Raw genomic sequence first — 24,869 nt, forward strand, 5'->3', positions numbered from 1 at the left:
AGAATCGCCTTCCTGGATTTGCGGCTTCGCCTCCTTCCAATCCTTTTGTCATTCTGCACAAAAATTCCTCATATTTACAAAAAAATATCACTAAGTCTAGTACTGGCGTGATAGAATGGGGTCGATAGGCGCTAACTTTATTGACCAAAGGAGGAATATGATGGGTAAGATGGCAGGGTGGAAGGCGAAATGGGCAAAATCCGTATTGGCACTAACTGTGGCACTTCCTGTGCAAATGGCGGCGACAAGCGGCTTGCAGCAGGTATTTGCTGAGGGGCCAAGTGATCCGGCTCCATTCATCGAGGCTAAGGTTGTGAATGAGAATGCAGGTAAAAAGGTGCTGTTTGACAATACGCACGGTCAGACGGCAGGTGCCGCGGATTGGGTGATTGACGGCGGCTTTTCCGATTTTGCCAATGCTTTGGCTGGCGATGGTTTTTATGTGAAGGAGCTTCGCAAGACGGCTCCGATTACGCTCGCAGATTTAAGCCCTTATAACGTATTTGTTATCGGTGAGGCCAATATACCGTACAAGCCAAGCGAACAAGCTGCCATGAAGCAGTATGTGGAGAGCGGCGGCAGTATCTTTTTTATTGCGGACCATTATAATGCTGACCGGAACAAAAACCGTTGGGATGCCTCGGAGGTGTTCAATGGATATCGCCGCGGCGCATGGGACAACCCTTCGAAGGGCATGAGTGCGGAGGAAGCCGGATCTTCGGCTATGCAGGAAGTAGCAAGCTCGGACTGGCTGGCCGACAACTTCGGTGTTCGCTTCCGATATAACGCGCTGGGTGATATTAATGCGACGAACATCGTTTCCCCTGAGCAGTCGATGGGCATCACAGATTCGGTAAATAGTGTTGCCATGCATGCGGGCGCAACGATTGCAATTATGGACCCGACGAAAGCCAAAGGTATTGTTTATCTGCCGCAAACCAATGAGGCTTGGGCTAATGCCGTGGATCAAGGTGTATACAATGGCGGCGGAGTTGCGGAAGGACCTTTTGCAGCTATCGCTAAGGCTGGAGCAGGTAAGGCGGCATTCATCGGCGATTCGTCTCCGGTAGAGGACGCGAGTCCCAAGTATTTGAGAGAAGAGAACGGCCAAAAGAAGACAACCTACGATGGCTTCAAGGAACAAAATGACGACAAGCTGCTCGTCAATATGGTGAATTGGCTGGCGAAGCAGGAAAGTTATACGAGCCTTGCTCAAGTAGAGGGCTTGCAGCTGGATCAGCCAACGGCTCTGCTGCCTTTTGAAGCGCCTGAGGCTTCTACGGAGCCTCAAGCGGAGCCGTGGTCCGCTCCCGATGCGGGCTACAAATGGTGGGACCGCAGCACGTTCAAGGCAGGCTCCTACGGCGGCCCGGCAGCGACAGCGAGTGCGGCTTACGGCTTCGTCCATCAGGCGCAGCTGCCGAATGCGCAGGACTTCCAAGTCCGTGTTACGGTGGACAATCTGCCTCCAGGCACGACGGCATCCGGCTATAGCATGGGGATTTATTTGTCCGGGGGTACTCAGGTTGCCGAGGTGCAGAATGATGACGGGTCCTGGCCGACGTCTTACGGCTACAGCAGTAATTTCAGCGTAACCTCGGACCTTAACGGTCATGCTTACAAAGATTTGACGGTTCGCATCAAGCCGGGTACGAACGGAGCGGCGAACCTGCGGTTGAGGCAAAGCGGCAGCAACCTCAAAACAGAAGCGATAACGATCGCCAATGTTCCTGCGGAGCCGCTGCCGGACGAAGAATCGCCGATTCCTGCGGCCATTACGGTAGCGGAAGCGCGCAGTAAGGCGGAAGGCACGCTGGTTACGCTCGAGGGAGTTGTGACGACGGAGCCCGGCGCTTTTGGCGGGCAAGCCTTTTATCTGCAGGATGCTACGGGCGGCATTTATGTATTCCAAAGCCAGAGTGGCTTCCATCAAGGGGATGTTGTGAAGGTTACGGCATCTACCGCGTTATATAATACCGAGTTGGAGCTTTCTAATCCGGTAGAAATTGCGAAGACAGGTACGTCGAATCTGCCTGCTGCAGTTCCGGTTACAGCCGTGAATGATGCGAATCAAGGGCAATTGGTTCAGCTTAGCGGTGTCACCATTCAAAATATCATCACGGCATCGCCGACCGGTTCTTTCGAGTTTGATGCAGTGAAAGATGCGATCAGCAATCATGTTCGCGTGGATGGAAGAACGGGGCTCATTTTGAGTGGATTTCCTTATCAGGAAGGCCAGGTCGTTGACCTTACAGGTGTTGCAGCTATCTTCAAGGGTGTCTATCAATTGAAGCCTAGGGGACTGGCGGATTTCCATGTACAAGCGGATACGTCGGCACCGGTTACAAAAGCGGAATTATCTAAGGCTGCGAATGAGCAGGGATGGATCGCTGAGCCTGTTACTTTGACTTTAACGGCAAGCGATGAAGGAAGTGGAGTGGCTACTACATTCTACAGCTTGAACGGCGGTACAGAATGGATTCCATATACAGGCCCCGTCACTGTGCAGACGGAAGGCTCCTATGAAATCTCCTATTATTCGATGGATGCTGCTGGAAATCAAGAGGCGGAGCAATCGCTGCCTATTCAACTGGATACAACATCACCAATTGCTAACCTAACTCAATCGGGAAAAGCTGTTCACGATGTGCCATTTTTCGGAACGGTGCGCTTTGATCTGGAAGCGTCAGATTCATTATCGGGGATTGCTTGGCAGGAGCTGCAGCTTGACGGTAAAGTCTTTGCATCCGGCGAAACCTTTCGGGCCAAGCAGTTGGGGCTCGGCACCCATACCGTACAGTTTGCTGTGCGGGATGCGGCCGGTAATCAGGTGTCGGAGAGCTACACCTTCAAGGTGAAGTCAATCTTCGACATCATCCGGGAGATTCTAAACAAATGGAGAGAGCAAGACAAATTCAAGAATGACGGAATTCGTACCTCCATCGAAAGCAAGCTCACCCAAGCCGAGGATATGTACAACAAAGGCAAGCTGGCTCAAACGATCCAAAAGCTTGTAGAGCTTCAGAAGGCGGTCAGCAAGGAAGTGTCCAAAGGAGATCTGCAGCCCGATGCAGCTAAAGAACTGCTCGATACCATTATGGATGCGATCCAGAGCGGCATGAACGAATAGGATAAAAACAGCGACCACTTCCCTCTATTTCGAGGGAGAGTGGTCGCTTTTTTGTTGTCACTATGAGCATTACAGCTTCATATTCGTACGGAACCAGTCTTCTCAGACTTCCTGCGTGTTATCCAGCTTTAAATTTTCGGATAATTCCACCTTTTTAGTCGATTCCGTACCGCTCGGAGTTGTGCAAGGGTTAGCTTACAATACAGGTATGAAGACGCGGGGTGATTACGTTGACAAAAGTATTGATAGTAGGCGCAGGCACAATGGGAAGCGTTCACACGGAAGCATATCGCAACATTCCCGAGGTGTCTTGGATCGGCATTGCTGATTCAGACTTGGAACGTGCAAGGGAGCTTGCCGCTCTGTGCGAAGGAGAAGCTTTCTCGTCCATGGAGGAGGCAGCTGAGAGGCATGCGGATTTGGACGTCATTGACATCTGTTTACCCACACACCTCCATAAAGAAATTACGATCCGGGCGGCTGGGCATGCCCGAGCAGTCATCTGTGAGAAGCCGCTGGCGGGCAATCCAGAAGACGCGCGGGAGATGATCCATATTTGTCGGGATCGGGGCGTAAGACTGTTCGTAGCCCACGTCGTGCGATTCTTCCCAGCGTACCGCATGGCCAAGCAGCGACTCCAACAGGGAGCCTTCGGTGAGGTCGGAATGGCGCGGTGCTCACGGGTCGGACCCTTCCCGGCTGGGTGGAACGATTGGTACAAGGACCGTAATCGAAGTGGTGGGCTTGCCCTGGACTTGATGATCCACGACCTGGACTTCCTGCGGTGGTGCTTCGGAGAGCCGGAGCGGGTTTTTGCCCAAATGACGCCTCCTGAGGCGGACAGGGATTACGGCTTGGCGACGGTTCGTTTCCGTAACGGAACGATCGCACACGTAGAGAGCTCATGGGCGCATGACGAATTTGTGACTTCCTACGAATTCGCGGGTAAAGCCGGTGTGCTCGAGCACGATAGCGCTCGGGAGGTTCCGCTCGTGGTGAGGACCTGTTCCGCCGAACACGAACGGCCTGGCGTGGCGGTGCCGCAGAGCCCGCTTGCCGTCGGAGCGTATGAAGCGGAGCTTCGCCACTTCCTCCATTGCCTTGCTACCGGCGAAGAGCCGCTAGTGACGGCCGAGGACGGCCTCAAGGCAGTGGAGATGGCCTGTGCAGTCAACCGATCCGCCGCAACCGGCCAACCCATTTATCTATCTGAATGACTCTATTTTATGACTCTATGCTGCTATGATTCACATGTGAATTCGTGGCAGCTGGCAAAAGGAGGCTACCTCATATGCTTCAGATTGGAATCATCAGTTTTGCCCATATGCACGCCTATAGCTATGCGGATGCCATTCGTCAATTGCCGGGCGTCACTTTGGTGTGTATCGCTGATGAAGACGAGGCCAGGGGGCGGGCGGCGGCCGAGCAGTTCGGGGCCGAATGGACGTCCGATTACCGCGAGCTCTTGAGCCGACCTCTCGACGCTGTTATCGTCACGTCGGAGAACGTCCGGCACTGCGAGCACGTCCTGGCGGCAGCAGAGGCTGGCAAGCACGTGCTGTGCGAGAAGCCGCTGGCTACGAACGAAGCGGACGGCCTACGCATGATCGAGGCTTGCCGGAACCACGGTGTTCGTCTGCAGACCGCTTTCCCAGTTCGGTTTGTGTCCCCGGTCATTGCAGCGAAGCGCGCAGTAGAGCGCGGAGAGATTGGGACGCTGCTTGCCGCCAAAGGCACCAATCGCGGTAAGTTCCCCAGCGGCTGGTTCACCGACCCGGCCCTTTCCGGCGGCGGGGCGCTGCTCGATCATACGGTGCACGTCACAGACCTGCTTCGATGGATATCTGGTATGGAGGTCCGCGAGGTGTACGCAGAAGCGGGGTACGGCAAGTTTGCGGATACCCAGATCGATGATTGTGGCTTGCTGACATTGACATTCGATAACGGGATGTTCGCGACGATCGACTGCAGCTGGTCACGCAACGAGAACTACCCGACATGGGGAGATATCACGCTCGAGCTGATCGGGACGAAGGGCTCGCTGACGCTCGACGCCTTCGCTCAGCAGGTTCGCGTATTCGAAGCGAAAGGAGAGCAATGGCTATCCTGGGGAGACAACATGGATCTGGAGCTCATTCGCGACTTCACAGATTCGCTTCGGATTGGACGCGAGCCTTCCGTTACGGGAGAAGACGGCTTGCAAGCGGCCCGAGTGGCGTTTGCGGCTTATGAGTCCGTTCATAAAGGGGGCCCGATCCCGCTGAAGGAGGTTGCAAAGCAGATCGAAGGAGCGAAACAGCATGAACGGAAGGAAGAGACGGCCGAATGAACCGACAACAAACGAAAAACCTTTTCCATGACAGTATATTTATCGGACCCGCGCTGCTATTTTTCTTCGTTATAACAGTGATCCCTTTTTTGTTCGGCTTGTATTACTCGTTTACTTCCTGGAACGGGGTCAGCGGATCCGCCGCCTGGGTAGGGCTGGATAATTATGTTCGCCTATTCTCGGAAGACACCAGATTCCTTCATTCATTTGGGTTCACCTTCCGTTTCATGCTCGTTTCTCTCGTGCTCAGCAATGTAATCGGTTTTGGATTCGCTCTGGCGCTGAGCCGCCATCTTAAGCTGACGAATTTGCTTCGCGTGTCCTTCTTTATCCCGAACGTTTTGGCAGGACTTCTGCTCGGCTTTATTTGGCAGTTCATTCTGTTGAAGGGTTTTCCTTCCATAGGGCAAATGACGGGCCTCTCCTTCTTTAAGATGAACTGGCTCGGGGATGCCAGCACCGGCTTCTGGGGCATGGTGATCGTGTTCGTCTGGCAAGTGAGCGGTTATCTGATGGTCATCTACATCTCGGCGCTGCAGAATGTCGACTCCTCTATTGTAGAGGCGGCCCGTATCGACGGAGCAAGCGGGTGGAGATCACTGATTCATATCATCATACCGTTGATCATGCCGTCGATTACGATCTGTCTGTTCCTGTCGCTGTCCATGTCTTTCAAGGTGTTCGATCTCAACCTGAGTTTGACGGCGGGAGGCCCCTTCAATTCGACGGAGTCTGTCACGCTCAACATCTATAAGGAAGCGTTCCAGAACAACCGGTACGGTCTTGGAAGTGCGAAGGCGATCCTGTTCTTCCTTGTCGTCTCCTTGATAACGCTGCTGCAAGTGAGTCTGACCAAGAGACGGGAGGTGCAGCTGTAACATGATGACCCGATATACTTGGAAAACGCTGTTGATCGAGCTGGCGATCGTCCTCTGCGCCCTCGTGTTCCTGTACCCGTTGTATCTGGTTATCCTCAACTCGTTCAAGTCGTTCCCCGAGATCATGCTGCGATCAGCGAACTGGCCGAAGGCGTTTATTCTGAGCAATTACGAGCGGGCGTGGGGAGCGACGGATTTTCCCCGGGTGTTCGGCAATTCCGCACTTGTAACCGTGTTCAGCAATGCTGGCATCGTTCTGCTGAGTTCGACGTCCGCCTGGCGGTTGGCGAGAAGGCCGGGGAAGGCGAGTCAACTCATTCTGCTGTTGTTCGTTTCCTCCATGGTGATTCCGTTCCAATCCCTCATGATTCCTCTCATGCAGGTGGGGGGAGGATTGGATCTGATTGGCAGCCTGTGGGGGCTAATCGTTCTCTATCTCGGTCTAGGCGTTGCGTTCACTGTCTTCTTGTACCACGGCTTCGTCAAATCGATTCCAGCCGAGGTGGAAGAATCCGCGATTATCGACGGATGCGGGATTCAGGGACTGTTTTGGAGAATTGTGTTCCCGCTGCTGAAGCCGATTACGATGACAGCGATCATTCTGAACAGCCTTTGGATTTGGAATGACTTTTTGCTCCCGTCCATGGTGATTCGGGATAAGCTGAACTTTACGATTCCTCTGGCGTTGTATTCCTTCTTTGCGCAGTATTCCCATCAATGGGACTTAGCGCTGGCTACGCTTGTCATGTCTATGACGCCGATCGTCGTGCTGTTCCTGTTCCTCCAGCGATATGTCATCCGCGGGATCACGGCAGGATCAGTCAAGGGGTAATGCATGTATCTTGATGCAAGGAATGTTCTAGCTCGGATATAGATCTCTTTCTCATAGAAAAAGATTCAGATATGAACTATAATTCTAGAAATGGGGAGGCAGTAAGCATGAAAAAAGTATGGACTAGTCTGCTCGTAACGACGCTGGCCACATCTGCACTAGCGGGGTGCGCGAGCAACAACAACGGATCGGTGGCAAGCCCCACGGCGTCATCTGCGGCGCCTGTGTCATCCGCATCCACTAACGGCGAGGTTCAGGAGATCCACGTCTTTCATTTCATGGTAGAGATCTCGGAACAGTTCAACGCCATGACCGAGGAATTTTCGAAAAAATATCCCAATATTAAAATCGTGAACGACATCGTGGGTGGAAGCACCGACTGGAAGTCCGACCTGAAGACCCGATTCGCCGCCGGTGATGGCCCTGATGTGTTTGCCGTTGACGGCCCTTCCATGCTGAAATTGTGGCAATCACGGATCGCAGACTTGTCGAACGAACCATGGGTCGGGAACGCTCTCCCCTTCGCGAAGGAAGCCGCCAGCATCGACGGTAAGCTGTATGGCATGCCATACAATCTGCAGGGCTTCGGCTTAGTCTACAACAAGGACCATTTCGCCAAGGCTGGTATTACCCAAACGCCGAAGACACTGACAGAGCTCAGGGACGCGGCGGAGAAGCTCAAGAAGGCGGGAATCACGCCGTTCGGCAACGGGTACGGGGAATGGTGGATATTTGGCATGCATCAGATGAATATCCCGTTCGCGCAGCAGCCGGACCCGGATCAATTCATCCAAGACTTGTCAGATGGGAAGGCAACAATCAAGGGCAACGCCCTGTTCGAAGATTATAAGAACTTCCTGGACTTGACGCTGAAGTATGGTAATGATAATCCGATTACGACCGACTATAAAACGCAAGAGACGCTGTTCGCGGGCGGCCAAGTCGCTATGATTCATCAAGGCGATTGGGCGGAAGCTCCGATGCGTCAGATGAACCCGGATATGGGGAACATTGGGCTTATGCCGCTGCCGATTAACGACGATGCGGAGAAGATGGACCGTCTGGAGGTTGGCCTTCCGCTCTTCTGGGCACTCAATAAAGAATCTAAGCATCTGGAAGCGGCCAAGACGTTCATGAATTGGATGGTGACGTCCGACGCGGGCAAGAAGTACTTGACCGAGCAATTTAAATACATCCCGGCTTACAACAATATCGAGGCGACTAGCCTAGGCGCGCTGTCGCAGGTCGTTTTGGAGTACTCGAAGGCCAACAAGACGATTCCTTGGAATTTCTCCAGCTGGCCGGATGGAGCGACCAATGAATTCCACGCGTCCATGCAAGCTTACGTCGCAGGCAAGCTGAAATACGATGAAGCCCTGGCGAAGATGGACGAAGCGTGGAAGGACCTGTACAAGAAGTAATTGCCATACACGATTCGCGGAACAAATCTTATGCCTTAGGGCCTAAGATTTGTTTTGCCATGATCCCGCAAAATTTCGATAGACGACCCGGAGGGACCGACGATGAATGATCTAAAATTCAGCATCCGTAATAAATTGATTGTGCTGCTAATGCTGTCCGCGATCGTTCCCTTCGGCTTGTCCATTCTGTTCAATTACCAGCATACGAGCCGTATGGTTCGGGAGCAGACGCTTCAGGAGAACGTCAAATTGCTGTCGGCGGGACAGCGGAACATCGATTCGTATCTGAAGCGGATCGACCAACTGGGGCTGACCTTATATAACAAAGCGGTATCGAACAACCTGTTCCGCAGAAACAGCCAAGGGGACGATGACTTCTATCAAAAGGTTAAGGATATGCTGCTAACCATTCTGTCCTCCAACTCGAATATCAAACGAGTTGATTGGAAATTTTTTGAAAGCGGTAACACCTATACATTGACACCCGCGCTTTGGATGCGAACCTGGCAGGATCCAGGCAAAGCCCGACTGAGCGAGCCGTTGCTGCGTAATCCGTACAAGGGTTACTTCGCGATGCAGGATGGGCAGAACCTCGTGCATCAGCGCGCGTTTATCGATATTCCCGGCAGCGAAGTGCTGGGCTCTTTAACGATTACCATCGACAAGCAGGAGCTGGAGGATCTGGTTCACGATTTGTTCGTTCGGGGTGACAGCGAATTTTATTTGTTCAATCCGGAAAATCAGCCTCTGCTCCAATCTGTGCCGGGAGTAGACGATGGCCTTCTGCAGGACGCTTTCGTCGCTCCGGAGTGGTACGTCAAGATCCAGAATGATTCCCGCTTGAGCGGGTATTTGGAGTGGGAGGATGGTGGGTTCCGCGGTATTACGATGTTCAACAAGCTAACGGGTACGAACGAGGGATGGGTGATGGTCAAGCGAATCCCGTATGCGGTCCTGAACCGCAATGCACGCGAGATTGTCCGCATCAACTTGCAAATCGGCGCGCTGGCCTTAGTGCTGGCCGTAATCGCAACGATGGCCGTGTCGGTCCGAATTACGTCGCCTCTTCGTACGTTGATCCGCAATATCCGCCATATTAAGAAAGGACATCTCCAGGTCGATTATGACAGTCTCGGCAATGATGAAATCGGGGTGGTGGGCGATCAGTTCAAATCGATGGTGGAGACGATCCGCTCTCTCATGATCAAGGAATACAACCTAGAGCTCCAGAACAAGACGCAGCAGCTCAACGCGCTCCAGGCGCAGCTCAACCCCCATTTTCTAAACAATGCTCTTCAATCGACGGCAGCACTCGCCTACGAGAACGAGGATTATGACGTGTACCGTCTGATTCGATCCTTGTCCAAAATGATGAGGTACAGTATGAATATCGAAGAAGAGCTGGTGCCGCTAGCCAGGGAGATCGAGCATGTCCGGGCTTACTTGGAGCTTCAGGGGCATCGATTTGAGGAAAGGCTCCAGGTGGACCTGAAGACAGACGGACAATGCGGCGAATGGCTGGTGCCGAAGATGACCATTCAGCCCTTGGTAGAGAATTATTTTAAGCACGCCTTCGATTCGAAGTCGAGCAAAGGGATGCTGGGAATCCGAACGTTGAGGGTCGAGGACGGGGATGAAGGCAAGCTTTCCATCACGGTCGAAGATGATGGGCAGGGGATGGATGAGAGGGAGATTGTAGTGATCATGCAGGCCGTTGAACGACAGCGCGATCAGAAGGAACCTTACAGGAAGGTGGGACTCGTCAACTTGATCCGGCGAATCCAACTTTATTACGGAGATTCCGCCGAGATTCGGCTGGAGAATCGCCATGGCGGAGGCTTCCGCGTCTTCCTGCTGCTGCCTCGGCATATCCCGAAACGGGACAACATCATGATCATCGGAAACGGGGGGATCCAAGCATGAAGGCTATCATCGTGGATGATGAACGACGGACGCGGAAGTTCTTCTGTTCTGTCATCGATTGGACGTCGATCGGGATTGACGACGTGCTCGAAGCCTCCGACGGCGAAGAGGCTTATCACTTGATCCAGGAAGAGAAGCCCGAGATCCTCTTCATCGACATGTGCATGCCGCGCAAAGACGGGGTTGAGCTGCTTCAACTGCTCCGCAGCCTACCCTATCCGCACCGAACAATTGTTGTCAGCGGGTTTGATGATTACCATTATATGAAGAAAACGATCGAATACGGCGGGTTCGATTATTTCACCAAGCCGATTGACGAGATCGAAGTGACCGCGCGCTTGCGGGAAGCGGTGAGGGAGCTGGAGCAGGAGAAGGAAGCTGCCGCTCGCATAGACATTTCCGCCATGGTCTTCCATGAGCAGAAGCGGCTGCTGCAGGACGGCCTGATGACACAGTGGATCGATCGGCCGGGCATGCGGGCAGACATTGTCTCCCAATTGGAGGAGGACTGGAGTCCCGGCTTCGGACGGCCTTACTCACTTTGCTTATGCAGGGTGAATGAAAGAGCGGGGCGAATGGAGCGTCTCCATGCGGATAGCAAGCATTCATTCGACTCTTCCTTCCTGAAGGCGGCTGGAGAGCTGATGCATTTCCCTGAGCACGGAATGGGCTTCCGCTATTTGAGTGCACCGAACACGGTGATGTTCATCGTTTACGGTACGGGCGATGCTACTGCCAGCTGCAGAGAGCTTGCGCGCCGTATCTTCGGTTTATTCCGAATCCGGATTGAGATCGCGATCGCTCGCGGAGCCTCATTCCCTGAGGACTTAGGAACCGTCAGTGCGGCAGCTTTCTCGACCTGGGAAGGAATCAACCAGCTAGCGCCGGATCCGGATCGGGTGTATGACCGGCCGGCGGACTTTGCAGGTCTGCTCTCGCTGCTCGAGAGAGAGCGAGAGCTGCGCGACATGCTGCTGTCCATACGGAATGCCGAAGGCATTCATCGATTTACAAGGAAGCTGCTGAATGAATGCTGCGAGAGCGGTTCGTTAACCAACAGGCAGATCCTCTGGTGGGAGCGGGAATTGAAGTGGTTTGGGGAACCCTGGATTGAATCGGAATTGCCAGAACTCCTGGGAGCGCAAGCAGCCGAAGAGGAGGGAAGCGTTGGTTTGCCTGCTTTGGTTTATTGGGACGATGCGGGAGCCTTCTCGTTGGAGAAGTTGGCGGAAAGTCTTGTAGGCTGCTTGGAGAAGTTGTCGAGGATATCGGTCGCAGCAAGCAGAAGAAAGCGCTCGAATACGGTAGACGATATTCGGGATTATCTAGAGCGGCATTATTGCGAACCCTTCATGATCAGGGACTTAGCGGCTCAATTTTATCTGAACGCGGAATACGTAGCGCGCTTATTCAAACATAAATTCGGGATTGGCATTAAAGAATTCGTCACTGCGTTGCGTATCCGCCATGCCAAGCTGCTGATGGGGAACTCCTTCCTGAAGATTGCGGACATCGCCGAGAAGGTTGGCTTCGCGGACGAGAAGTACTTCAGCAAAGTCTTCAAGAAAGAGACCGGGATGACGCCTCAGCAGTATCGAAGAACGGAAGGCGGAGCAGGGGCTTAGCGCTCTAATTTGTATAATTTCCACAACGTCCGGGAGCTCTATTCGTGCTAGTTCCCTCGGTGCGTCGGATTAGTCAATTTCGATGCTGTCCCCTGTGAACACAACAACTGTGTTCTTTCTATGCGTAACATTTGCCTCCTAAAAGGGGGCCAAAAGAGCTCGACTGAAATACTAGCCTGCAGTGAACAGGTGCGTTTTTTTGCTAATTATAGATATCATCAATAGCGTTGCATTAAATTTCAGAGGGTGTCCCAAAGTAAATTTGGAGACACCCTCTTTTTTTGTTAACAGACACGACCGTCCTTTTAGGACAATGAAGTCGTTTTTCGTGTATGGCCTAAGCGTTAAAGCTTCATGTTCGCTTGGAACCAAGCTTCCCAGACCTCTTGCGTGTTGTCCAGCACATAGGACTGCAAAGAGTGGGGGCAGGGATGAAGACCGCTTCCGCCAAGAACAAACACGAGCTGTGGGAACTGCTTTTTCCAATGTCCGATCCATTCCTCCAACGCGGGAGACAGCTTGGGACTGGATATCGAGGCTGCCACGGCGTAGATAGATTTTGATTCTATCAGCTCAGTTAGTCCTTCGTACGGGGTATTAGGCCCCAAGTAGATCACTTCGACACCTTTATTTCGCAAAAATAAGCTGAACAGCATAATGCCCATTTGATGAAATTCCCCTTCAGGACAAAAAGCTAGCGCCTTCGGGTAATGAGGCTGAACAGGTAGGATACGAAAGAACTGATGAAGCCGCTGCAGCACGAGCTGGGTTGCGAAGTGCTCTTGTGCGACCGTGATATGACCCGTTTCCCATAGCTCTCCAATTCTATACAAAGCTGGAGTCAGGATCGTGTGAAATACGTCCTCAAAGTTATACATGGAGAAGGCGAAATCAATCAGTTCATTGGCCTGCTCGCTGCTTAGATTAATGAAGCTTTGAATCAATCGTTCAATGATTTCATTTCGGTGCTGGGGAGTTACTTTGTGAAGGCTGCTCGGAACGGCAGGCTTCTTCTGCTGCTGCAGCAGGTAAACAGCTTCGCTGATTTTCATCTTATTGTCCTCAGTCTGCTGCTTCACCCATCTCAGCGTTTCAATATCCGCATCGCTATATAATCGGTGACCGCCCTCTGTACGCAAAGGGGTAACGATCCGGTACCGGTTCTCCCATGCGCGAATGGTTACAGCCGGAATATTCAACATTTCAGATACCTTTTTTATACTATACATCGGGTTGTCCCTTCCTTCCCTCCTCTCGCCATTGTAAACAAAACTTATACAAATATTCAACAAGAATGTTGCTAAAAAATGGTTACCAGCTGCTGCTGATCCGCTCAGCTACCCGCTGGCCGGGTCCTAAATAAACAGATTGCTGGCTCTGCTTGGCGTATTGGTGGGACTGCTTTGCCTAAACGACTAGACACCTTATACAAAAGGTGGTAATATCTTATACAAAAATGATACAAAAGTTATACAAAATTAGTCAAGAAGAGAATTGACTGCCCTTGTCTTTGCAACAATGAAAACGGAAAGCTGGTGATAGGCATTGGCGATGAAGATAGGCGTTATTGGAGCTGGAATAGGAGGTCTAACCGCTGCCGCTTACTTGGCGAAGGGTGGCTGCGAGGTAACTGTTCTGGAAAAGGCTTCGACAGTCGGCGGTTCGGCAGGGTTCTATGTTCGTCAAGGAAGAATGTTTCCTACGGGAGCTACGTTAGCCTTTGGTCTTGAAGAGCAGGGGCTTCTTCGCGAGAGGCTTCAGGAGCTGGGCATCCAGCTGTCTGCAGTGGAGCTGCTCCATCCGATGGATGTTGTTCTAAAGGATCGAACGGTTTCTATTTATAAGGACCGAAAGCGATGGGAGGAGGAGCTGCAGAGCAAATTCTTCGAACGTAAAGACGACGTTCTTCGCTTCTGGCGGCATCTGGAGAGCTTGAGTAAAGGGGTGCTGGGGGTAACGAAATCAGGGGTTGCTCTACCTATTCAGCGATTCGTTGATGTAGGAAATTTGCCTGCCTTCGTGTGTAGACATCCCTGGACTTCTCTGAAGCTCGCCAAATATGCGAGCTGGACTGTGGAGGACTTCATGTGGGCATATCGTCTGGACTCCTACGAACCTCTTCGCAGGCTTCTCGATCTTCAGCTTGTGGATGCTGTGCAAACGGATGTAAGCAAGGCGGCTCTGCTCCCAGCCTGTCTGGCTTTATCCGTCTATCGGTATGGGAGCTTTGCTCTGGAGCGAGGGCTCGGACAGCTGAGCGAAGCGATCGCCGAGCGAATTGCCGCGTTAGGAGGCGAAGTGCTTCTCGGTCAGTCCGCGGAGCATGTGCAGTATGAGGAGGGAGCTGGGAAGTGGTTGGTTCAAACCCGTAAAGCTTCGTACACGTTCGACATCGTGATTAACAATACAGGAGGCAGTCTGGGGCTGGAGCCTGAGATTGGTGGTCCTCATTCCCTTTCCTGGGGGGCTTTCCGTGTGGATGCAGTGATCAAGCAGGCTGCAGCAGCCGAGAGGCTGAAGGACATGACCCTGCCCTTTGCTTTTCAGATTGCTCCTAAACCTCAGCACTCTTATCTGTTTGGGGACCAACACGGGCCTGTATACGTGACCTTTCAGCAGGCGCTGAATGCAAAGCAAGAACCGATTTCCGGGGAGCTTACCATGACGGCTTCTGTCCATACCAGAACTGAGAGCTGGTTAGAATGCCCTAAAGAGGTTTACAGTTTTAAAAAGCAGAAGGGTACAGACGCCATTCTCGCTGAAATCGAGAAAGTGATTCCAGTCAGGGAGCACATTGTGTATCTGGAGGCAGGGACCCCCAAAACGTACCGGAAATTTATCGGCAAAGCCGAGGTTGGTGGATTTCCTCTAACCATAGCTCATGCGGTTACGGATCCAAGAGGTGTTCGGACGTCTCTACCGGGCATGTATAAGGTGGGGGAACAGGTCTTTCCCGGACCCGGCACGCTATCTTCTGCGCTAAGCGGATACTATGCGGCCAGAGCGATTTTGAAGAAAAAAGGTAAGGCATTATATGTCATTCTTTCAGATACTTATTCTCATAACAAGGAGCGCCATGCAGCCATGACAGTACTACTCAAACGAATGAACAAAATCCATTATAAAATTGCACTTGGTTTTCTGGTTGTCGTCCTTTGCTTTGTTATCTCTATTTTAAGTGTGAGCAGTCAGTTAACTGCCTTTCAAAAAGAAAGTGATTTTATTACCGATCACGATATGGAAGTCCACAGCCTTGCACAATCGATTCAGAAGGACCTTGCTGATATGGAGACAGGCCAGCGCGGCTATGTGATTACCGGAGACAAGAAGTATCTGGATCCTTATACGAATGGTAAAGCCGGTTGGCAGAAGCACTTTGAGGCCTTGTTCCAGCTCGTTGCGGATAACCCCGTCCAGCAGGATAAGCTAAAGGCGATTCAGAAAAATGCTGAGAGCTGGATACAAGAAGCAGGGGAGAAAGTGGTTGCCATGAAAGGGAATAACGATACGAAAGGGATCCAGCAATTTTTCCAGGAAGATCCGGGTAAAACGTATATGGATGCATTGCGTGAGCAAATTTCCGCCTTCCGACAAACGGAGAAAGCGTTGACGGCGCAGCGGGTCGGGGCGCTTGAGGAGAAGAATGATCAGCTTCGCATGCAGCTGTATATCTCTTTGGTGGTGGTGCTCGCCGCTGCTGCACTTTCGTATTATTTTACCGGTGTACGTACAGGGAAAAATGTTCGGAAGGTTGGTGCAGCCATCGCGGAGATCGCTTTATCCGGCGGCGACCTGACAAGGCGGATATCAGTCTCTACGAAGGACGAGACGAAGGATTTGGCTGATCAGACCAATGCCTTGCTGACTTCTCTTCAAGGAATGATCACCGATATACAAGCAAGTGCTGAGGAGCTGAAGCAATCGTCCGGATTGCTGAGGGCGGGAGCGGAAGAGAGCTCCAAGGCGTCTGAGCAAATCGCCCATTCTGTACAGCGGGTTGCGCAAGGAGCGGAGCATCAGGTTTCGCAAACACAGGAAATCTCCGCAGCACTTCAAGAAACGGTATTCGGGCTCGATCAAGTGGCGGCTACCTCCACGGAGCTTTCGGATCTTGCAGCCAACACGAACTCAATAGCAACCCAAAGTGCGGAGCGGATGCTCGATAATGCCGGTAAAATCGGCCGGATTGAGGAGACCTTCTCTGAGATCCAGGAGTCGGCGACAGCGCTATCCGTCTTATCGGAGCAAATTCGCAAGGTCGTTTCACATATTAAAGAAATATCGAATCAGACGAACCTGCTTGCGCTCAATGCAGCCATTGAAGCAGCGCGTGCGGGAGAGCATGGACGGGGGTTTGCCGTGGTGGCGGATGAGATTCGTAAGCTTGCGGAGCAAGCCGCACACTCCACGCTTGATATCAACCAAACAATTGAAGTGATGCTTGGGAGCATTAACAGTCTGGTACAGAAAGTGGATGAAAACAGCCTGGATGTCAAAGACGGCGTCCAAGCGATGAAGAGTGCAGGGGATTCGTTCCGGAACATTATGTTCCGAATCTCTCACGTAAGCTCTCAGGTGATGGATGTAACAGCAACGGTAGAACAAATGTCGGCAAGTGCGAAATCTGTAGATACCTCCGTTCATGAAATTACGAGGATTACGGAAGAGACAGCTTCGTTCTCGGAAGAGGTCGCGGCCATGACCGAAGAGCAAACTGCGGCCAGCCAGGAGATGCTGCAAACCGCCTTGAAGTTGAATGAAATGTCGGAAACTCTGCAGGCTTTGGTTGGAAAGTTTAAGGTGTGACCGCGAATGCGAATGCGTTCCTTGTCTTTCCGATCTGACTCACTCGAAACATTCAAAACGTCTGAAGCATCCGACCCATCCGACCCATCTGACACATCCTGCCTATCGGTGCCATCGGTTTGATCAGTTGCTAGACAGACATCCTGACCATTGATAGGATAATCAGTTGTTATGGCAACTGTGATGTCGGCGGTGCCATGGCTCCGCTTGTGGGTGGCGGCAGCCAGACGGCGGTTCTCCTGGCCATTATTATTGCAGTAATGGAAGCCGGTGCTGTGCTGTCATTTGCTCTGCTGGCCCGGCAGCGTTCGTGAATTCATCATTTTTTCGCAAATAGGCAAAATTTTTAGCTTCTATTAAGCTTGATTTCAAAGTTTCTTCACAAATACTGCCTATACTTGAGAGCGTAGGACAAATTCTACGTAAAGGTGGTAAGTGAATTGAAAAAGGTAGTCAAAGTGGTGCTTGCGAGCACGTTGGCAGTTGGATTGCTAGCAGGTGGAGGCTTCGCGCTTCAGCATAATCAAGCGTTCGCTGACGAGGCGGGTACGGCTGCTGCAGCTTCAACTCCGTCGACCGGTGCGGCTAAAGACCATAAGAGCTTCGGCAGCCGTGGCAAAGGCGGTTTTCATAAAGAGCAATTCATCGGAGGGTTCATGGGCGGCAAAGGCATGATGGATCCGGCTTCAGTTCTGGGTATCGATGCTAGCGTGTTTAAAGAAGAAATCAAGCAGGGAAAAACCATCGCCCAGATTGCTGAAGAAAAAGCAAATCTTACGGAAGATGCGCTTCTCCAAAAGCTGACGGAAGCAGAAACCAAGCGTATCGACGATGCGGTAACAGCCGGCAAGCTTACTCAGGAGCAGGCGGATAAGATGAAAGCGGGACTTGCTGACCGCCTGAAGAAAATGGTCGAGAGCACGCCGAAATCGATGGGCTTCCAAGGCAAACCGCAGGGGCGGATGGGCGGCATGATGCCGGGCCCTTGGGGAATTCAGAGAAGATGGCCGAAATTCTCGGCATCACAAAGGATGAGCTGGATGCCCAGCGCAAAGCTGGCAAGTCATTGGCCGAAATTGCAGAAAGCAAAGGCATGAAGGAAGAGGAACTGATTGCCAAGCTTAAGGATAGCATGACCGATACGCTGAAGCAGTTCATTGAGCATAAAGGAACGGCTCCGCAGTTTGGCCATGATAGAGGCAAGCGCGGGGCGAAAGCGGACGGTAGTGCTAGTGCTGGCTCTGATGCGTCCAACCAGTCTGCTGCGACTGCACAATAAATGAAATAAACAGAGGTTGTTCCGACGGAACAACCTCTGTTTATTATGAAGTGAGATTCATTACGAGCTTCAGCAGCTCTTGTTGGGGTTAAGCAAGGGCTTTCTCGTAGAGAAGAACATCAAATCCATCGATCACTGCGGAGCCTTGTGGAATATAACCGTTGCTGGTGAACATGTGTTGGGCACCATGCTGGGAGGTTAATGTATCCAGAATGAGCTGCTGCACTCCCAGACTGCGCGCTTTATCCTCCAATTGAGACAGCAGCATCTGGCCGTAGCCTTTTCTTTGATAGCTGGGGTGGACGCGAAGCCGCTTGACTTCCGCTTTTCCATTTTCTAATAATTTAAGTCCGCCCATCGCGATGACAGTGCCGCTATCATTAATGCCGACTAGAAACTCTCCGCCTGTTTTTAAATATTGCTCATCAATGTTAAGAATATCATGATAGTGCTGATGTGTGGCCTCAACTCCGGCTTCAGAAATGACAAGCAAATGAATTCTCCATACATCATCATGGTCAAGTGTGGAATAGCGTTTGATTTGGATCATGGCAATCTCTCCTTTGTTCGACCACTTTCTATCTCTCTTTATATGTAATATAAACTAACGTAATACTTCGTTCAAATAAAGAATTTTTATGAAAACTCCAACTATTTTCTATAAATACCCAAATATATAACATAAATATAACATAGTATTAATATAATGTTCTCCACAAATAGAAAGTGGCGTAAGCTTCCCATCCTTTCCAATGTACAGCTAGCTCTTTAATTTCATCCAGACTCGGTTTTTCCGATCTGTCCATAACGAGCTTTAGTGCATTGTGCAGCCCCACATCCGCAATGGGGAAAGCGGAAGGATCGCGCAAGCAGCGCATCATCACGTAATTAGCTGTCCAAGGTCCGATCCCACGGATACGCAGGAGCTCGTTCTCGGCGGCTTTAGCCTCCTTATGGTAAAGCAGCGCGGCTTTTGAAAGCTTGCCCTCTGTGATGAGCTGTGCAGCGCCAATCAGATATTCGGCCTTTTTGCCGGTAAATTGCAGTGAGGTAAGGGCATTCGGTGTGAGTTCTGCAATTTGTGCCGGTTCGGGGAAGGACCAGTACGTCCGTCCGTTCCATACGCTGGAGGAGCCGTAGCCCTCTACCAGCCTTCTTTTTAACGTATAGGCAAACGGCAGATTGATCTGCTGTCCGATAATGCCCCAGCTAATAGCTTCGAACAAATCGGGAATGCCCAGGATGCGCAGGCCGTAGAATTTGCGGGCCGCATTCTGCAGCAGCGGATCATGCTCAGCCAGCTCATAGAAGGGCTGCAGATCCCTTCCCAAGTCAAACCATTCCCACACGTAGCTTGCGACTGCGTCGAGTAGTGCTGGATCTGCAAAGCTTTTCACATTGTCTGCGCACTCCTCTCTAAGATTCTGGTCGGGCCTCTCGTTGTCGCTCCCTGCAGGATCCTCAAGAAGTTCCTCAGCAAGCTCCTTTGCAACCTTTCCATACTCCCCGAGGTCGTTATCATGTCTCACGCCTAGACCCGCCTCCTGTCCTCCTCCGCCAACGAATCGAATATGCAGGAATTGATCTTCCTCGCAATTGATTTCTAGCAAAAATTTCCGCTTATTCCAAGGGAACAGCTTGGTGATTTGACCATTCTCCGCATCCACATGATACATGCATTCATTCTTGGAGCGGGCCAGGTAACTGATGTTGGGCTCGAACCGAAAGGGCTGAGGAAGGTGTACCGTAAGCTGCTGTTTGGCTGCGTCCCAGCTATGGAAGGAACGTTTACATTCATTTATTTGCTTCATAGGCATGGCGTCTCCTTTGTTTTGCAATTCATTGTGTAGAGCGTAACCTTGATTTGATTCGGTTTTTACGTCAGGGTGTACTCTCGCTTCGCTACGCTCGGATAGCACACCCTGTTCCCGTTCATTCGTACCTAGCAACATATATACCATAATCGGCAAAGCGGCGCTTTTGCATTCTTGCTTTCTCATCCCGTCCGGCTTACAAGCGGCTTGGGATTTGGTTATACTGGGGGTAAGGCTTGCAGTGAAAGAAAGGGGAGAGTGGAGCGTGACAAACGAGCAATGGAAGGCAATTGCGGAGAACGATGCTTCCTATGATGGCAGATTCTATTATGCGGTGACCACGACCGGCATTTTTTGCCGTCCGTCGTGCAAGTCCAGACTGCCTCGCAGAGAGCACGTCCGCGTGTATGCCACCGTTCGGGAGGCGTTATCCGATAGCTTTCGCCCTTGCAAACGCTGCAAGCCGGACAGTCGCTATTTGCCCGAGGAGGAATGGGCGCAGCGGATTGCGGAGTTGATCGATCGCCGTTATGCGGAAGGGATTACGCTGTCGATGCTGGCGGAATATTTTTATGCAAGCAGCTTTCATTTGCAGAGGACCTTTAAGAAGGTGAAGGGAATGTCCCCGCTCGCTTACTTGCAGGAGACTCGCATTCGAGCTGCGCAAAGACTGCTGATTACGACGGATCTGCCGATTACATCTATATCCATGCAAGTCGGGGTGGTGAATGCAGCACATTTTGCTACCTTATTTCAGAAAAAACCGGCCTCAGGCCGACCACATACCGGAATCAATATCACAATCGTATCACGTAAAGGGGGTGTCACCGGCATGGACCATCAGCATGACACAGGAACAGCAACAGCAACAGCAACAGCAGCAGCAACAGGGACAGCAACACGAATTGGCTATTGGGCTCATCTAGCATGTGAAGGTTGGGAACTCCTTCTGGCTTCGACCGGGACAGGGCTCTGTTATTTACAAATTCTAACGCACCATTCACAGGATCAGGAATACGCGATGTTTTGGAAGTGGGTGGAGCGACACGCCTCCGAAATTGAATGGATAGAGGATGTCGGAAGACTGCAGCCGTTCAAAGAACAGATCGCTGCTTACCTGGAAGGAAAGCGGACGGCGTTTGCTATTCCTTTTGATCTGAAAGGGACACCTTTTCAAAAGAAGGTTTGGCAGGCTCTGCTCGAGATTCCACATGGAGAGACTCGAAGCTACTCGGAAATCGCGGCTCAGCTGCAAAATCCGAGGGCTGTCCGGGCAGTAGGAACCGCCATCGGAGCGAATCCTGTTCTGATTGCGGTACCTTGTCACCGGGTTATGGGCAAGAATGGAGCTTTAACTGGATATCGCGGGGGACTGACGGCCAAAGCAGAATTGCTGCGTTTGGAACAGGGCGGAAATGGGCAAGTAAATAGCGAAAGGCTTATATAAACTTCAGATTGGAAAATTAGGTGATCGCATGTCCGTTCATTATACGAAGAAAAAGCCTAAACAGCTATTGAATAAAGCATCCGGATTCTTGGAGGGTTACACGCATACGCTGAACCCCTATACCGGATGCTCTTTTGCGTGCTCTTATTGCTATGTCAGGCAGATGCCCGTCAATCTATTTCGGGAAGGGGAGTGGGGAAGCTGGGTGGATGCGAAGGAGGGGGCGTCGGAGCTTCTGCATAAGGAGCTGGAGAAGGCCAGGCGTAAAGGGGCTGTGACGATCTTTATGTCCTCCAGCACCGATCCGTATCAGCCCGCTGAATATAAAGAACGAATCACACGCTCGCTGCTCGAGGTTATGGTGGAGCATCAACCTGACTTTCTTTTTGTCCAAACGCGAAGCCCGCTTGTGACACGGGACATTGACTTGCTTGCGCGTTTAGGTGAGCGAGTGAGAGTCAGTGTGACGGTCGAAACGGACAGAGAAGACATTCGCAGAGCCTTTTCTCCGTATGCACCGCCGATTCCAGCCAGGCTGAATGCCTTGCGGAAGTTGGCGGAATGCGGTATTCCCGCTCAAGCTGCGGTCGCGCCTATGCTGCCGAGTACCTCTGAGTTCGCCGCGCGGCTGGCAGGCGTAGTCGATCGCGTATGCATCGATGATTACTTCATGGGTGACGGCAGTAAAGGGCGCAGAACCGAACGGATTGGCATTGCTGCCATCTATCAGCAGCTGGGCCTTGAAGAATGGTACAGCCGTGATGCGTACCAGAGGGTGTATCAGGACTTGCTGCGGTACTTTCCGCCTGAGCAGGTATTGGTCAGTCAGGAGGGCTTCCTGCCTTAGCCTCGTCTGAGGTTCGACTTTGCTGTCTTGTCACGGAGTCACTTGCGGTGTGGCAGGAAGCAAGGTTGTACCTGCCGTAGCAGTACAGTCCGGGGCTAGTTCTTGCTTTCATGGAATTGCTTGTCATGTGCATGGAGCAAGTTTTTTGCTTTAGCTGAACCGTCTGGGCATTGCAACAGCCTGCTCGCCTTAGAGTCACGCGTTATACTAGTAGCGAAGCAGAGTTCCTGCCTCAGCGCCACCCGTCCCGGCCGAGGCTTCCAGGCTGCTCGCTCCACGCATTCGCTGCTTGAATTCTTTGGGCGAGCATTCATTGTGCCGCTTAAAAAGCTTATAGAACTGTGCCATATTGGAAATCCCCACTTCATAGCTCACATCCATAATACTTAGGTCGCCAGTCAGCAGCAGGCGTTCGGCCTTTCGGATTCTCTTGTAGTTAACGTAATCCACAAAGGACATCCCCATAATCTTTTTAAAATACTTGATGAAATAGTGATAGCTCAAATTCAGCAAAGCACAGACATCCTCGACCGCAATTTTATCGGTCAGATGCGCATCAACGTAATCAAGAGCGGGACGCAGACGTGTTAGTCCTGTCTCTTCGGCGCTGTCGAAAAGGTCACGGTTGCCGCTGCGCATTAATAGAAGCAGGAGCCGTTTGATCGAAGCTGTAATGGCTAGTTCGTAGCCAAGCTTGCGTGATTGTGATTCCCTATAAATATCCATGATCAGATCGTGCGCAGAGCGTCTGACCTCTTCATTGCCGCGAAACAGCTCGTTAAAAATCTCCAGCGGCTGTGTCAGCTCGGAAAAACAGTGCAGATAAGGCATCGTGCTCGGGTCAAAATGCTGCAGGAGATCCACCTGGAAGACGACGTAACAGAGCGGATCAGCCGTATGCTTGTAAGTTCGGTGAGGCTGTGAAGAACCAAGAACGATCACGTCTCCTGGACCCAGAACCGTAAATTCATGTTTCGTTTGAATGCCTAAATGTCCACTGCGAACGACAAGGAACTCCACTTGCTTGTGGTAATGCCAATTCCATGTATCCGGAATGCCGTATCCGGAGATTTCCGAAGCAATCTCCCAAATTTTCAAAAAAAGCAGCGGGTTTTGATAGATAACCTCTTCCTTTACAAGCTCCTCTTCCAGCTTTGCGGCATGTTTCATGGCTTCGTTACCTCTCTATGATTAGTGCAATTTTGCATATAGTTGATGCTTGTGTAGTCTTGAATTCCTAAGATTGAGTATAGCATGTTAAAGAATGGGAGGACACTTTTGAATAAGAAATGAACAGAATCGAGGCTTTTTTAAGAGGGGGAGCAGGCTTATACTCAAAGTAATCAAACATCTTTCTATAACGGAGGAGAATCGCGATGAGTCGAAAAGTAAGAGTAACCGTATGGAACGAATTCCGGCATGAAAAAGAAAGTGAAATTGTACGTAAGGCCTACCCAGACGGTATACATACAGCCATTGGTGAAGGGCTAGGCAGCGTAGTTGATGTGACATACGCGACACTGGATGATGCAGAGCACGGACTTTCGGAAGAAGTGCTGAACAATACGGACGTATTGATTTGGTGGGGACATAAAGCTCACGATGAGGTACAGGATGAAATCGTAAACCGCGTTCATGATCGCGTCCTGAAAGGGATGGGGCTGATTGTTCTGCACTCCGGCCACTTCTCCAAAGTGTTCAAAAAGCTGATGGGCACAGGCTGCGACCTGAAATGGCGCGAAGCTGATGAAAAAGAACGAATTTGGGTTGTCGCTCCAAGCCATCCGATCGTAGAGGGAATTGGCGAGTACATCGAGCTGGAAGCCGAAGAAATGTACGGCGAGCATTTTGATATCCCGCAGCCTGACGAGCTGATCATGGTCAGCTGGTTCGAGGGCGGCGAAGTGTTCCGCAGCGGCTGCACCTTCACACGCGGACAAGGCAAGATTTTCTACTTCCGCCCGGGTCACGAAACCTACCGTACCTACTACAACGAGCAAATTCGCCGCGTCATCAGCAACGCCGTGCAATGGGCAGCGCCGACAACCCGCGAATATCCGAAATACGGCAACCACAAGCCGCTTGAAACGATTAAAGGCAAAGCTTAATTTGATTAGATAAAAACCGTTCTACTTTCTCGTATTTGCGAGGGGTGGGGCGGTTTTTTGTGCTTACACCTATGCGGATTCTCATTTGATATAATCATTAATATGCCTTGAACGGGGACGAAGCGAAGGTATGGAAAGGAGTTAAGAAAACTGAACAAACATCTAATTCAAATTACTATTCATTTTATCATTAATCATCTCAGTAAGCTTTTCATTATTTCAAAAGTACAATGAACATAGAATAATTGAGAGAGCCGCTCATAATAGATGAGAATGGGGGATTATCAAGAAGTTTAGAGATATTTTATTACTGTTTTTACTTGCTATATACATTACTTACTTTGATTTATAGTAATTTTCACTTTAAGACCGTATTTAAGTTCATTAAAAAGGAATTGGAGAAACTTAGTTAGGGGAAATATCATTTTTC

At 51.2% G+C, this 24,869-nt stretch carries 17 protein-coding genes and 2 pseudogenes; 15 read left to right on the forward strand and 4 right to left on the reverse strand.

What is annotated here, in order from left to right:
- Positions 1-160 precede the first annotated feature (160 nt).
- The 8 genes from L0M14_RS01760 to L0M14_RS01795 all read left to right on the forward strand — a co-directional run bounded on the left by L0M14_RS01760 (position 161) and on the right by L0M14_RS01795 (position 12,138).
- Positions 161-3,130 carry an OmpL47-type beta-barrel domain-containing protein gene (locus tag L0M14_RS01760; RefSeq protein WP_235120382.1) on the forward strand — a complete coding sequence of 990 codons (2,970 nt, stop codon included), beginning with the start codon at positions 161-163 and terminating at the stop codon, positions 3,128-3,130.
- Between the two features lie 230 nt (positions 3,131-3,360).
- Positions 3,361-4,347, forward strand: coding sequence for a Gfo/Idh/MocA family protein (locus L0M14_RS01765; RefSeq protein WP_235120383.1), 987 nt, complete (start codon positions 3,361-3,363; stop codon positions 4,345-4,347).
- A gap of 74 nt (positions 4,348-4,421) precedes the next feature.
- The gene (locus L0M14_RS01770; protein WP_235120384.1) at positions 4,422-5,459 is read left to right on the forward strand and encodes a Gfo/Idh/MocA family protein; all 1,038 of its coding nucleotides are present in this window, start codon (positions 4,422-4,424) and stop codon (positions 5,457-5,459) included.
- Positions 5,456-6,337, forward strand: coding sequence for a carbohydrate ABC transporter permease (locus L0M14_RS01775; protein ID WP_235120385.1), 882 nt, complete (start codon positions 5,456-5,458; stop codon positions 6,335-6,337). Before L0M14_RS01770 ends, L0M14_RS01775 begins: the two co-directional genes overlap by 4 nt.
- Before the next feature lies 1 nt (position 6,338).
- Positions 6,339-7,169 carry a carbohydrate ABC transporter permease gene (locus tag L0M14_RS01780; protein WP_235120386.1) on the forward strand — a complete coding sequence of 277 codons (831 nt, stop codon included), beginning with the start codon at positions 6,339-6,341 and terminating at the stop codon, positions 7,167-7,169.
- A gap of 107 nt (positions 7,170-7,276) precedes the next feature.
- A complete protein-coding gene (locus L0M14_RS01785; protein ID WP_235120387.1) occupies positions 7,277-8,590 on the forward strand; it encodes an ABC transporter substrate-binding protein in 1,314 nt (437 codons plus the stop codon).
- 102 nt (positions 8,591-8,692) lie between these two features.
- Positions 8,693-10,513, forward strand: a complete 1,821-nt coding sequence (locus L0M14_RS01790; RefSeq protein ID WP_235120388.1) for a cache domain-containing sensor histidine kinase — start codon at positions 8,693-8,695, stop codon at positions 10,511-10,513.
- On the forward strand, positions 10,510-12,138 hold the full coding sequence (locus tag L0M14_RS01795) for an AraC family transcriptional regulator (protein WP_235120389.1): 1,629 nt from the start codon (positions 10,510-10,512) through the stop codon (positions 12,136-12,138). The genes L0M14_RS01790 and L0M14_RS01795 overlap by 4 nt, the downstream gene beginning before the upstream one ends.
- Positions 12,139-12,482: 344 nt before the next feature.
- Here L0M14_RS01795 and L0M14_RS01800 read toward each other — a convergent pair whose 3' ends face one another.
- Positions 12,483-13,367, reverse strand: a complete 885-nt coding sequence (locus L0M14_RS01800; RefSeq protein ID WP_235120390.1) for a MerR family transcriptional regulator — start codon at positions 13,365-13,367, stop codon at positions 12,483-12,485.
- A gap of 322 nt (positions 13,368-13,689) precedes the next feature.
- On the opposite strand from L0M14_RS01800, the gene L0M14_RS01805 reads away from it, so the two are divergent.
- From L0M14_RS01805 to L0M14_RS01815, 3 genes are all read left to right on the forward strand, one after another.
- Positions 13,690-16,944: an FAD-dependent oxidoreductase gene (locus L0M14_RS01805; RefSeq protein ID WP_235122779.1), complete on the forward strand. Its 3,255-nt coding sequence runs from the start codon at positions 13,690-13,692 to the stop codon at positions 16,942-16,944.
- Positions 16,945-17,384: 440 nt separating this feature from the next.
- The gene (locus L0M14_RS01810) at positions 17,385-18,041 is read left to right on the forward strand and encodes a YckD family protein (RefSeq protein WP_235120391.1); all 657 of its coding nucleotides are present in this window, start codon (positions 17,385-17,387) and stop codon (positions 18,039-18,041) included.
- Positions 18,038-18,223 (forward strand): hypothetical protein, encoded by a 186-nt coding sequence (locus L0M14_RS01815; RefSeq protein ID WP_235120392.1) that lies wholly within the window; start codon positions 18,038-18,040, stop codon positions 18,221-18,223. The genes L0M14_RS01810 and L0M14_RS01815 overlap by 4 nt, the downstream gene beginning before the upstream one ends.
- Before the next feature lie 88 nt (positions 18,224-18,311).
- On the opposite strand, the gene L0M14_RS01820 is transcribed toward L0M14_RS01815, so the two are convergent.
- Together L0M14_RS01820 and L0M14_RS31340 are read right to left on the reverse strand one after the other, a co-directional pair.
- Positions 18,312-18,773 (reverse strand): GNAT family N-acetyltransferase, encoded by a 462-nt coding sequence (locus tag L0M14_RS01820; RefSeq protein WP_235120393.1) that lies wholly within the window; start codon positions 18,771-18,773, stop codon positions 18,312-18,314.
- Between the two features lie 148 nt (positions 18,774-18,921).
- Positions 18,922-20,034, reverse strand: coding sequence for a DNA-3-methyladenine glycosylase family protein (locus L0M14_RS31340; RefSeq protein ID WP_311198814.1), 1,113 nt, complete (start codon positions 20,032-20,034; stop codon positions 18,922-18,924).
- A 244-nt stretch (positions 20,035-20,278) separates the two neighbouring features.
- On the opposite strand from L0M14_RS31340, the pseudogene L0M14_RS32175 reads away from it, so the two are divergent.
- The 3 genes and pseudogenes from L0M14_RS32175 (at position 20,279) to L0M14_RS01835 (ending at position 22,331) form a co-directional block, all read left to right on the forward strand.
- A pseudogene (locus L0M14_RS32175) lies at positions 20,279-20,853 on the forward strand (bifunctional transcriptional activator/DNA repair enzyme AdaA).
- A 154-nt stretch (positions 20,854-21,007) separates the two neighbouring features.
- A pseudogene (locus L0M14_RS32180) lies at positions 21,008-21,484 on the forward strand (methylated-DNA--[protein]-cysteine S-methyltransferase); the annotation flags it as partial.
- Between the two features lie 28 nt (positions 21,485-21,512).
- Entirely contained in the window at positions 21,513-22,331 is an 819-nt protein-coding gene (locus L0M14_RS01835) for an SPL family radical SAM protein (protein WP_235120395.1), read from the forward strand.
- Positions 22,332-22,538: 207 nt separating this feature from the next.
- On the opposite strand, the gene L0M14_RS01840 is transcribed toward L0M14_RS01835, so the two are convergent.
- Positions 22,539-23,501 carry a helix-turn-helix domain-containing protein gene (locus L0M14_RS01840; protein ID WP_235120396.1) on the reverse strand — a complete coding sequence of 321 codons (963 nt, stop codon included), beginning with the start codon at positions 23,499-23,501 and terminating at the stop codon, positions 22,539-22,541.
- A 206-nt stretch (positions 23,502-23,707) separates the two neighbouring features.
- Between L0M14_RS01840 and L0M14_RS01845 the strand changes: the two genes are divergently transcribed.
- Positions 23,708-24,439 (forward strand): ThuA domain-containing protein, encoded by a 732-nt coding sequence (locus L0M14_RS01845; protein WP_235120397.1) that lies wholly within the window; start codon positions 23,708-23,710, stop codon positions 24,437-24,439.
- The last annotated feature ends 430 nt before the right edge of the window (positions 24,440-24,869 follow it).

The sequence above is a fragment of the Paenibacillus hexagrammi genome, assembly GCF_021513275.1.
Taxonomy (GTDB): domain Bacteria; phylum Bacillota; class Bacilli; order Paenibacillales; family NBRC-103111; genus Paenibacillus_E; species Paenibacillus_E hexagrammi.